This window comes from Agromyces humi, assembly GCF_009720255.1.
Lineage (GTDB): Bacteria > Actinomycetota > Actinomycetes > Actinomycetales > Microbacteriaceae > Agromyces > Agromyces humi.
Window position 1 is genome coordinate 1 of sequence record NZ_WJSP02000104.1, and the last position, 10297, is coordinate 10297.

Here is a 10297-nt window from a genome sequence, read left to right on the forward strand (position 1 = left end):
GCGCGCCGCGCGCGGCCTGACGCCGGCACGCGGCATCCGCTCGGCGAGGCTCAGTGGCCGGCGGAACCCGCCTCGGTCACGCCGACATCCGTGCGGTGGAAGTTCTGGAACGAGCGCGACGCCGTCGGCCCCCGCTGCCCCTGGTAGCGCGAGCTGTACTCGGCCGACCCGTAGGGCCGCTCGCTCGGCGACGACAGCCGGAAGAAGCACATCTGCCCGATCTTCATGCCCGGCCAGAGCTTGATCGGCAGGGTGGCGACGTTCGAGAGCTCGAGCGTGACGTGTCCCGTGAACCCGGGGTCGATGAAGCCCGCCGTGGAGTGCGTCAGCAGGCCGAGCCGGCCGAGTGAGCTCTTGCCCTCGAGCCGGGCCGCGATGTCGTCGGGCAGGGTGACGGCCTCGTACGTCGATGCGAGCACGAACTCGCCCGGGTGCAGGATGAACGGCTCGTCGGGCCGCACCTCGATGAGATGCGTGAGCTCGGGCTGGTCTTCGGCCGGATCGATGAAGGGGTACTTGTGGTTGTCGAACAACCGGAAGTACCGGTCGAGGCGCACGTCGATCGACGACGGCTGGATCATGGCCGGTTCATACGGCTCGAGCCCGATGCGCTCGCGGTCGAGTTCGGCCCTGATGTCGCGATCCGAGAGAAGCACGCTGACAGCGTAGCAACGCTTGCTAGGATGGCTTCCGTTGCACCGTCACCCGCGCAAACGGGCGGGCGGATGCCGCACGCGGATGTAGTTCAATGGTAGAACTTCAGCTTCCCAAGCTGATAGCGCGGGTTCGATTCCCGTCATCCGCTCCACGTTCGACCCGCACCCCGGTGCCGCCGACCCTCGCCGGTCTTGCGGCTGTGGGTGCCTTCTGCTGGCCCCCGAACGGGGGGAGATGCTGAGCTTTCTACAGCATTCGCCGGGCAACGGCTGCTTCTGCTAGTAAGGGTAGCCAAGTGCCCCCCAGCGATTGGATGAACGTGACGACTCCCAGCGGCGACCAGCAGTCCGATGTGCTCGAACGGAGCGACTACGAGGCCGTCGGGGGGGCGCCGGCGATCACCGCGGTGGTCGGCCGGTTCTACGAGCTGGTGGTGGCCGACGACCGGCTCGCCGGCTACTTCGAGGGCGTCGAGATGGTTCGGCTCAAGCGTCATCAGGTCGCCCTCGTCTCGCAGGTCATGGGCGGCCCGGTCGAGTACTCGGGGCGTGAACTGCGCGCGGCGCACGAGGGCATGGGCATCTCGACCGACGACTTCGCCGTCGTCGTCGACCACCTCGTGACCGCACTGACCGAGGCCGGCGTGCCGTCCGAGATCATCGGCCGGGTCGGCGCCGCGCTCGGCGCCACCGAGTCCGACATCGTCGAGGTGCCCTCGACGGGAGCCTGACTCGGTGAACACCACCGCTCTCAAGGAGACCTGGGCCGCGGCCGAATCCCTCGGCGACGACGTTCCGCTCTACTTCTACTCGCACCTCTTCCTCACCCACCCCGAGCTGCGGGGCATGTTCCCGGTCTCGATGGCGACGCAGCGCGACCGACTCGTCGGCGCGCTCGGCCGCATCGTGTCGAGAGTCGATCAGCTCGACGAGGTCACCGCGTTCATCCAGCAGCTCGGCAGGGACCATCGGCGCTTCGAGGTGATCGCCGAGCACTACGACGCGGTCGGCGTCTCGCTGCTCGCCACGCTGAAGCACTTCCTCGGCGAAGGATGGACCGAGGAACTCGCGGCCGATTGGGCTGCGGCGTACGGAGTCATCGCCACCGTCATGGTGCAGGCCGCGGAGGAGTCCGAGCAGACGAGTCCGGCGTCCTGGGCGGGCCACGTGCTCGCGGTCGAGCGGCGAAGCCTCGACATCGCGGTCATCCAGGTCCGACCCGACCCCGCGCTGCCCTTCGAGCCGGGCCAGGCGATGGCGGTGGAGAGCCCGTTGCGACCCCGTCTCTGGCGCTACCTCAGCCCGGCGAACGCGCCGCGTGCCGACGGCACCCTCGAGTTCCACGTGCAGCTGGTCCCGGGTGGGCTGTGGAGCGGCGCGATGGTGCGTCTGCTCGCCGTCGGCGAGACGCTGCGTCTGGGCGCGCCGGTCGGCCAGGAGCTCACGCTCGGCGACCACGAGCGTGCACGCGACCTGCTCATGGTCGCGGGCGGCGCCGGCCTGGCACCCCTCCGAGCGCATCTGGAGCGCATCGACCAGCACTGGCAGGCGACCGGCGAAGCCCCCGACGTGCACCTGTTCCACGGGGCGCGCGTGCCCTGGAACCTCTACGAGGGCAAACTGCTCCGCGACCTCGCAGTGCGTCCCTGGTTCACGTACACCCCGGTGATCTCCGGGGACCCGAGCTTTCCCGGTCGCAAGGGCCTCGTCGGTGACGTCGCCGCCGACCAGGCCGCCCGGCCCGGTCTTCTCGCGCTCGTGTGCGGATCGCCCGACATGGTCAGGCACACCGTTTCGCGCCTGCGCGACGCCGGCATGCCGTCGACCGACATCCGCTTCGAGCAGTTCGCCACGCTCGACGAGGACAGCCACGCACAGCATCACCGCACCCAGAACCCGCAGCCCGCCCCGGCTGCCGTAGAGCGAGTGGGGACCCGCGTATGACGCCCATCTGGTCCGACGACGACAGCCTTCCCGAAGCTCCGCCCGCCGTCGAGCACGAGGGCGCCCTGGCGGGCGCGGTGGGCCGCCTCCCCGAAGTGAGCGACGTGGACTTCACCGTCCGGCACATCGGCGGCGGGTACGACCGGGTCGAAGTCGACGCGTTTCTGGGGCAGCTGGCCGCGACCGTCAGCGAGGTGCGTGCCGCCCTCGACAGCAGCCGCCAGGAGTTGGCGAGCCTGCGCGCGGAGAACGCCAGGCTCAGCGCGGCGACCGGCGCGGACCTCGAGCAGGAGATCGCCGCCGGGGCCGTCGGCTTGCTCTCGCAGGCGCAGTTGATCGCAGACCGGGCGGTCGCCGACGCCGAACAGTACGCACGCGACATGGTGCTGGCCGCTCGCGACCAGTACCGTGAGGTGCTCGAACGCGCCGAACGCAGCGCCGGACACGTGGCAACGGCGCTGGCGACCGCGACCGAGGGTCCGAGCCTCCCCGAGATCGAGTACGTGCGCACCTACGCCAAGGTCGCCCAGATCCAGCTGCGCTCGGTGCTCGACGCCCTGACCGAGCAGGTCGATCGTCTCGGCAGCCTGCCCCAGCACGATGACGAGCCCGCCGAGTCCTCGACCACGGCCGAGCCGGTCGAGGAGCCGGTCGGCGAGCCCGACTGGGCACGGCCGACCACCACGCGCGGATCGTACGTCGAGCCCGAATCGTTCACGATACCGCCATCGTTCTCCGAATCAGGGTCGATCTCCGTGCCGGAGTCGCCCTCCGAGTCGCAGGCGTTCCCCGAGGCGCGAGCCGCAGCCCGCAACTGATCGCACGTCCGGCTGAGGAACTCTCGCAGCATGGGCCCTTGAATCGCGGCTTCGCGAGGCGCACAGTGGAGGGAGCGAGGAGGTCTCATGCGCGACGCACTGGCTCAACCCGAGGTCATGCCCATCCTCTCCCCTGGTCGGCACCGCTCGCCACGACACGGGGCCTGCTTCATGGAGTTCGCGTCGTACCTCGCCGGCGAGCGCTGGAGCGACCATCCGGCGTGCACGCACGGCACGCTGGCGCATCTCGCGCGGTTGGTGAACGACTGCACGAGCGAAGCGGGCCGCGCCCGGCTCACGCCGCTCATCCCTGAGGTCATCGGGTTGACGAGCGACGACCCGCTGCTCGACGTCCTGATCGCCGTTCGCGCCGCCCACGCCGCCCTGCCCGTCGCCGCCGAGGAGCGCCAGCGCTCGCAGGCCGTGGGGCTGCACGTCGCCCTCGGGGTGCTCGAGGAACGCGACGACGAGCTCGCCGCGGAGTCGCGCGAGGTTGCGGAGGCCGCCCTCCGCGCCGCCCCCGCCGCCGACGCGTGGGCCATCCGGTTCATCGAGGGAATCGGTCCGGCACGCCCGGGCATGACCGTGCGGCAATGCCGTGATCTCGTGACCGGCGCCGTCGATGGGATCGCCCGCGCGTGCGCCGGGGATGCCGACGACCGACTCGTCACCCTGCTCACCGTCGCCGTGTCTGATACGGCCCGCCTGGTGGGCGCGTCGCGTGCGACGGCGCAGGTGGCGCCGCCGCCGATCCCGCCGTCGCGTGCCCGCGATCACTCACGGATGGCGGCGGCGGATCAGGTGCCGAGCGTCTGGAACAGGTCGTAGACCATGAAGGCGGGCCACACGAGCCCCTGGAAGATCGCTCCCACGTACTCCCAGAAGCCGTCGGCCTGCTGCCAGAAGTAGACCCACGCGCCGAAGATCCCGAGACTGTAGAACGCTCCCCCACCCGCGAGGCAGCCTGCGTTCGTGCTTCTGTCCGTCATCACGCACCCCCTGTCGAGCAGGCTACGCCTACGATGGCCGCATGGCCGACGACCTCTCCCACATCGGCGCGGCGACGTACCTGCTGCTCACCACGTTCCGGAAGGACGGCACCCCGGTCTCGACTCCGGTGTGGGTCGCAGAGGCCGACGGCGAACTGCTCGTGTGGACCGAGCGGAAGACCGGCAAGGTGAAGCGCATCCGCCGCGACGGGCACGTCACCGTCGCGCCATGCAGCTTCCGGGGAACGCCCCGTGGCCCCGCGGTCGACGCGCACGCGCGCCTCCTCACCGACGAGGGCATCGGCCGGACGCAGGCCGCGATCGAGCGCAAGTACGGCTGGCTCGGCCGGGTGCTCACCCGGAGTGCGGCGCGGCTGAACGGCCCGGACTCCGTGATCGGCATCGCGATCACCCGGTGATCAGCCGCCGCTCGGGCCGGCTGTATCGGGCGAGCGATCGGATGCACCGGATGCCGCGTCGGAGGGGTGCCGCGCCCGCACCCAGATGGGCGGATGCGGCATCCGATGTTCTCGATAGAGCTTGTTCGCGAACGGCGCCCAGATGATCACGGCGACCCCGGCGCCGACGAGCAGTCCGCCGATCGTGTCCGAGATCCAGTGGGCGCCGAGATAGGTTCGGCTGAGCATCATGAGCAGTGTGTAGACGGCGCCCGTCACCCAGACCCAGGTGCGCATGAAGATGAGGCCGAGCGCCGCCGCGGTGACGGCGGCGTTGGCGCTGTGTCCCGACGGGAACGAGCCGAAGTCGGGCTGCACGAGGATCTCCTCTGGACGCGGCCGCGCCACGATGACCTTGATCACCCGGGTCACGGTCGCGCTCGCGATCGTCGCCGCGAGGTAGTACCCGGCGGCCCACGGCCTTCGGAACAGCAGCAGGCCGCCGATGATCAGGGCGGGCACCGCGAAGGTCGACAGCAGCCCGCCGCCGATCGCGTTGAACACGAGGGCGGGCGTCGTCAGCCAGTCGGCCCGGTTGGCGGCGAGCCCCGACATGTACTCCACCTCGAAGCCGAACGGCTTGTCGCGTTCCCGGTAGAAGATGACGAAGGCCAGCACCACGACGAGCGCGAGCGCCGCTCCGCCCGATACGACGGGCCAGAGCCGGGCGACCTTCACGGGCGCGGGCGCGGTCGAGGCCGGATCGAGCGCGTGCGGCTCTCGCTCGACCGGCTCGGCGTCCGCCTGCGCGTGCTCGTCCATGCCGCTCACTCCTCCCGGCTCGCCTCCGACGCATCCACCTCCGCGGGTGTGCCCACCCGCACCGTGCGCCACGTGTCGACGGCGATCACGATACCGAGCACCACGAGCGACAGCGCGATCGAGGCGAGCGCGTCGGTCGCCCAGTGGTAGCCGAGGTAAATGCGGCAGGCGGCGGTGAGCAAGACGATGACGGATGCCCCGATGAAGGCGAGCACCATGATCACCGGCCTGCGGTGCCGTGAGAAGACCAGGTACGTGGTGATGAAGAGGAAGTCGGCGACGCCCATCACGTGACCCGACGGGAACGAGGAGGTGTGATCGATCTCGAGCATCATGTCGCCGACGGGTGGGCGCTCCCGGGAGATGATCGGCGCGAGCACCTGCACGATGATCACGCCGAGCAGCATGCCTCCGGCCAGCAGCAGCGGTCGCCAGGCGTGCTTCGCGAGGATGCCCCAGGTCACCGTGGTGACGAGGATGATGATCGGCATCGCGATGGGACCGAACACGGTCGCCAGCACGATCATGACGGTGGTGAGCCATTCGGCGTGCGTGCCGTCGAGCCAGTGCTCGACCGGCTTGTCGACCGTCGAGATGTCGTCGGCCTCGAGCACGGAGTCGAAGATGAAGAGGAACGCGGCGAGCCCGACCACGACGAGCACGATCGCGACGATGTAGAGGTTGCGCTTCGCGGATGCCGGAACCACGCGCTCCTCGACGATGAACTTCTCGTGGAAGCGCCGCAACCGGCCGGGTTGCTCCGTCGTCTCCGTCATCGTGAGGCCTCTCCGCCGACGCCCGCGGGGGTCGGGATCGGCCCCTCCACAGTAGGGCCAGACGCCGTCGCGCTGTAGTGAGGCGGGGAGCATTGCACGACCGCTCCGAACCTGCTAGCGGCTGGTCGTTCCTGCCGCGCACGACAGGGGCCGTGACGCCGATGCGTGCGCCACGACCCCTCGTTCGTCGCCGGTCGGGCTACCCGGTGGTCGTCGGTCGCCCGCCCGCGGCATCCGTCGCCGTCGTCGCGGCCGTCGAGGACCCCGGCGGGTTCACGAGCACGTCGTCGAACGTGGCCTTCTCCTCGGCGGTGCGCTGGTCCCACTTGGGCTTGCGCAGTGCGTAGAAGATGAGCGGCGGCACGCCGAGCGCGATCACGACCAGCGCGACGAGCAGCGGATACGCCCACCCGGGTGCTCCCTGCGCGAAGCCTTCAGGCGGGATGAAGCCGAGGCAGAAGGCCGCGAGGCAGGCGAGGAACCCGATGCTCGCGATGACGGTCATGGCCGGCACCCGGTAGCTGCGTACGACCTCGGGCCGCTTCGACCGGAGTCGGATGGCGGCGGCGAACATCATCATGTACATGATGAGGTAGAGCGCCGCGGCCATGTCGACGAGCAGGATGAACGCGGTGTTGATGTTCGGCACGAAGATGAACAGCGACGCGAGCAGTGTCACGACGATGCCCTGCACCGTGAGGATGCCCACCTGCACCCCGGCCTTGTTGCGGCGCTGCAGGAACGCGGGCAGGTAGCCGCTGCGGGCTGCGGCGAGCAGGCCTCGCGACGGGCCGGCGATCCACGTGACCACCGACGCGAACGCGCCGAGCGCGATGAGCAGCGACAGCACCGGCGTGAGCCACGGCACCCCGAAGGCCTCGAAGTAGGCCTGGAACGCCAGGTTGATGCCCGTCGTCAGGCCGAGGTCCTTCGACGGCACGACGAGGCCGATCGCGATCGTCGGCACGATGAAGATCCCGAGGATCAGGATCGACGCGAGGAGCACCGTCTTGGGGTACTGCTTGCCAGGGCTCTTCAGGTCGTTCGCGTGCACGGCGTTGACCTCCATGCCGGCGTAGGCCAGCACGTTGGAGACGATGAGCACGATCGACGCGATCCCGGTGAACGGCGGGATGATCGCCGCCGCATCGAGCGGGATCTGGCTCGTCTGGCCGGTGGCCACCCATCCGATGCCGAAGATGATCAGCAGCAGCCCTGGGAAGATCGTGCCGGCGAGGCCGCTCCACGAACCCACCTTCGCGAAGAGGTTGCCGCCCTTCAGCGTGATCCATGTCGAGAACCAGTACAGCACCAGGATGATGATCGCCGTGTAGAGGCCCGAGTTCGCGAGGTTCGGGTCGAGGAACACGAAGGCGAGGGATGCCGCGATGAACGCGATCTGCGTCGGATACCAGACGACGTTCTGCACCCACTGGAGCCAGATCGCCTGGAAGCCCCAGCGTTCGCCGAACGCCTCACGCACCCACGTGAACACGCCGCCCTTCCATCCGGTCGCGAGCTCCGCGGCCACGAGGGCCGTCGGGATGAGGAAGAAGATCGCCGGGACGATGAAGAGCGTGATCGACCCGAGCCCATAGCCGGCCATCGCGGGCAGGCTGCGCAGCGAGGCGACCGCGACGACGGTCAGGATCGCCAGCTGCATCAGCGACATGAACTTCTGCGAGGTCACGCCCGGTGCGCCGATCGCCGGCTTGTGCGGAACCTTGTCGAACGGATGCGGCTTGACGTGCTCGGGCGACGGCGCCGGTGTGCCGTCGGCCCGCTTCGGCGCCGTGGCGCCGGCCGGCGTACTCGCCGGCTCCTTGATCTCGGTCATGGTTCAGCGCCTCAGTGCGTGAAGGAGGACACTTGGCCCTCGTGCGGCATGGGTGCTTCGAGGGCGTCGAGGTACGCGACGGCCTCCTGGATGTCGAGCACGAGCGACTCGGCGAGGTTGCGGCTGAGCCCGTTCCGCACCACGATGCGCTGCACCACCAGGTCGGAGATGTTGTCGGGCATGGGGTACGCGGGGATGAGCCACCCCTTGAGGCGAAGGCGCTCCGACAGGTGGTAGAGGTTCCACTTGTCGGTGTGGCCCTTCTTCAGCTGCCAGGCGAACACCGGGATGTCGGTGCCGTCGTTCCAGAGCTCGAAGGCGTCCATCTTGCCGATCTCGCCCGAGAGGTACACCGCGACATCCTGCGACGCCTGCTGCACCTTCCGGTAGCCGTCCCAGCCGAGGCGGAGGAACAGGTAGTACTGCAGCAGCACCTGGGCGCCAGGGCGCGAGAAGTTCAGCGCGAACGTCGGCATGTGACCTCCGAGGTAGGTCACGTCGAACACGAGGTCCTTGGGCAGGTCGTCGACCGTGCGCCAGACCACCCAGCCGAGGCCGGGATAGACGAGCCCGTACTTGTGCGCCGACGTGCTGATCGAGACCACCCGGTCGACCCGGAAGTCCCACTCGAGCTCGGGCTGCAGGAACGGCGCGATCATGCCGCCGGATGCCCCGTCGACGTGGATCTTCACGTCGAGGCCGGTCTCGGCCTGGATCTTGTCGAGCGCCGCGGAGATCTGCTTCACCGGCTCGTACATGCCGGTGTAGGTGACACCCATGATCGCGACGACGCCGATGGTGTTCTCGTCGACGTACTGGTCGAGGTCGTGGCCGTCGAGCACCTTGTGCTCATCGCTGATCGGCACGTAGCGAGCCTCGACGTCCCAGTAGTTGCAGAACTTCTCCCAGCAGACCTGCACCGCGCTCGAGAGGATGAGGTTCGGCTTCTCGGTGGACTTGCCGGCGGCCCGGCGGGCGACCTGCCAGCGCCGCTTCAGCGCGAGGCCGCCGAGCATGCAGGCCTCGGAGGAGCCGATGGTCGACGTGCCGATGGCGTTCTCCGCGTCGGGCGCGTTCCAGAGATTCGCGATCATCTTCCAGCAGCGCGTCTCGATCGCCGCCGTCTGCGGGTACTCGTCCTTGTCGATCATGTTCTTGTCGGCCGACTCGGCATAGAGCTTCGAGGCGTACGGATCCATCCACGTGCCGACGAACGTCGCCAGGTTGAGGCGCGCGTTGCCGTCGAGCATGGCCTCGTCGTGCACGATCTGGTAGGCGGTCTCGGGGAGGGACTCGCCGTCGGGGAGCTGGTTCAGTGGGAAGTCGGTGGCCTCGCCCTCGCGCGCGAAGATGGGGTTCAGCTGGTTGCGCCCCGTGATGCCCGCGAACGCGTGCGTGGACTGGTCGGGCGTGATGGGGCCGCCTCCGTCACCGGAACCGGCGTGGGAGCGTGGCTTGAGATCGGTCATGAGTTCCCCCTGCTTCTGCTTCATTGCGCATCGATACCGCAGGGCCACGGCGCGAGCGGCAGAGGTAGGGGTGTCGGCTCCCAGGTGACCCGTTCGTCAGTCTGAACCGGGCCCGAATGGAGGTCAATAGTCCACATCGCATGAAATGCGATGTGGAATCGGGGTACACGGCAGCGTCGCCAAGGCCCCGTCCGAGACGGATCCTGTCGGTAGCGTTGAGGGGGTGACGACCTCTGCCGCGATCCCGTCACGCGCGCGGCCCCTCCCCGACGGGCGGCTGCTCACCGTCACCTGGGGCGTCCCCGACCAGTTCGGGGGCATGACGTCGGCCCTGCTGCATCGCTCGCGCGCCTTCGTGCGGGCGACTCGTGTGGCGCCTCGACGCCGCACGCACCGCGCTGGTGGGGCCGCGGCATCCGCTCGCCTGCACCCTCGCCGTGGAACTCGAGGGCGCCCACGTCGAACTGCAGACGGTCAGGGTGTTCCCCGATGCGCGCCCCACCGCGCGCCGCATCACGCAGCGCGTCAGCCGACGGCGGGGACGGGGACGAGCGCGCTAGACGGTCGCCGCCGCCTGGAGCCGGCCCG

Annotated in this window: 11 protein-coding genes and 1 tRNA gene; 6 read left to right on the top strand and 6 right to left on the bottom strand. The window is 69.3% G+C overall.

What is annotated here, in order from left to right:
• Positions 1 to 50: 50 nt before the first annotated feature.
• The gene (dcd, locus tag GH736_RS10535) at positions 51 to 656 is read right to left on the bottom strand and encodes a dCTP deaminase (RefSeq protein WP_159602929.1); all 606 of its coding nucleotides are present in this window, start codon (positions 654 to 656) and stop codon (positions 51 to 53) included.
• A 78-nt stretch (positions 657 to 734) separates the two neighbouring features.
• Between dcd and GH736_RS10540 the strand changes: the two genes are divergently transcribed.
• From GH736_RS10540 to GH736_RS10560, 5 genes are all read left to right on the top strand, one after another.
• A tRNA-Gly gene (locus tag GH736_RS10540) sits at positions 735 to 808 on the top strand.
• Positions 809 to 976: 168 nt separating this feature from the next.
• Positions 977 to 1387 carry a group I truncated hemoglobin gene (locus GH736_RS10545; protein ID WP_203230714.1) on the top strand — a complete coding sequence of 137 codons (411 nt, stop codon included), beginning with the start codon at positions 977 to 979 and terminating at the stop codon, positions 1385 to 1387.
• A 4-nt stretch (positions 1388 to 1391) separates the two neighbouring features.
• Entirely contained in the window at positions 1392 to 2600 is a 1209-nt protein-coding gene (locus GH736_RS10550) for a globin domain-containing protein (protein ID WP_159602931.1), read from the top strand.
• Entirely contained in the window at positions 2597 to 3418 is an 822-nt protein-coding gene (locus GH736_RS10555; protein WP_159602933.1) for a DivIVA domain-containing protein, read from the top strand. Before GH736_RS10550 ends, GH736_RS10555 begins: the two co-directional genes overlap by 4 nt.
• Before the next feature lie 87 nt (positions 3419 to 3505).
• A complete protein-coding gene (locus GH736_RS10560) occupies positions 3506 to 4246 on the top strand; it encodes a hypothetical protein (RefSeq protein WP_159602967.1) in 741 nt (246 codons plus the stop codon).
• On the opposite strand, the gene GH736_RS10565 is transcribed toward GH736_RS10560, so the two are convergent.
• Positions 4216 to 4407: a hypothetical protein gene (locus tag GH736_RS10565; RefSeq protein WP_159602975.1), complete on the bottom strand. Its 192-nt coding sequence runs from the start codon at positions 4405 to 4407 to the stop codon at positions 4216 to 4218. The two genes, GH736_RS10560 and GH736_RS10565, sit on opposite strands and share 31 nt — an antisense overlap.
• Before the next feature lie 41 nt (positions 4408 to 4448).
• Between GH736_RS10565 and GH736_RS10570 the strand changes: the two genes are divergently transcribed.
• A complete protein-coding gene (locus tag GH736_RS10570) occupies positions 4449 to 4826 on the top strand; it encodes a PPOX class F420-dependent oxidoreductase (protein WP_159602992.1) in 378 nt (125 codons plus the stop codon).
• Here the strand turns inward: GH736_RS10570 and GH736_RS10575 are convergent, their stop codons facing one another.
• The 4 genes from GH736_RS10575 to GH736_RS10590 form a co-directional block, all read right to left on the bottom strand.
• The gene (locus GH736_RS10575) at positions 4827 to 5627 is read right to left on the bottom strand and encodes a phosphatase PAP2 family protein (RefSeq protein WP_159603001.1); all 801 of its coding nucleotides are present in this window, start codon (positions 5625 to 5627) and stop codon (positions 4827 to 4829) included. It lies immediately after the preceding gene.
• A gap of 5 nt (positions 5628 to 5632) precedes the next feature.
• A complete protein-coding gene (locus GH736_RS10580; RefSeq protein ID WP_159603010.1) occupies positions 5633 to 6403 on the bottom strand; it encodes a phosphatase PAP2 family protein in 771 nt (256 codons plus the stop codon).
• A 199-nt stretch (positions 6404 to 6602) separates the two neighbouring features.
• On the bottom strand, positions 6603 to 8240 hold the full coding sequence (locus tag GH736_RS10585) for an amino acid permease (RefSeq protein WP_159603012.1): 1638 nt from the start codon (positions 8238 to 8240) through the stop codon (positions 6603 to 6605).
• Between the two features lie 11 nt (positions 8241 to 8251).
• Positions 8252 to 9709, bottom strand: a complete 1458-nt coding sequence (locus GH736_RS10590; RefSeq protein ID WP_159603014.1) for a glutamate decarboxylase — start codon at positions 9707 to 9709, stop codon at positions 8252 to 8254.
• Between the last annotated feature and the right edge of the window lie 588 nt (positions 9710 to 10297).

Excerpts from the sequence above, each read along its gene's own strand:
- GH736_RS10555 (WP_159602933.1), top strand. The coding sequence starts at position 2,597 with ATGACGCCCATCTGGTCCGACGACGACAGCCTTCCCGAAGCTCCGCCC.
- GH736_RS10560 (WP_159602967.1), top strand. The coding sequence starts at position 3,506 with ATGCGCGACGCACTGGCTCAACCCGAGGTCATGCCCATCCTCTCCCCT.
- GH736_RS10565 (WP_159602975.1), bottom strand. The coding sequence starts at position 4,407 with ATGACGGACAGAAGCACGAACGCAGGCTGCCTCGCGGGTGGGGGAGCG.
- GH736_RS10570 (WP_159602992.1), top strand. The coding sequence starts at position 4,449 with ATGGCCGACGACCTCTCCCACATCGGCGCGGCGACGTACCTGCTGCTC.
- GH736_RS10575 (WP_159603001.1), bottom strand. The coding sequence starts at position 5,627 with ATGGACGAGCACGCGCAGGCGGACGCCGAGCCGGTCGAGCGAGAGCCG.
- GH736_RS10580 (WP_159603010.1), bottom strand. The coding sequence starts at position 6,403 with ATGACGGAGACGACGGAGCAACCCGGCCGGTTGCGGCGCTTCCACGAG.
- GH736_RS10585 (WP_159603012.1), bottom strand. The coding sequence starts at position 8,240 with ATGACCGAGATCAAGGAGCCGGCGAGTACGCCGGCCGGCGCCACGGCG.
- GH736_RS10590 (WP_159603014.1), bottom strand. The coding sequence starts at position 9,709 with ATGACCGATCTCAAGCCACGCTCCCACGCCGGTTCCGGTGACGGAGGC.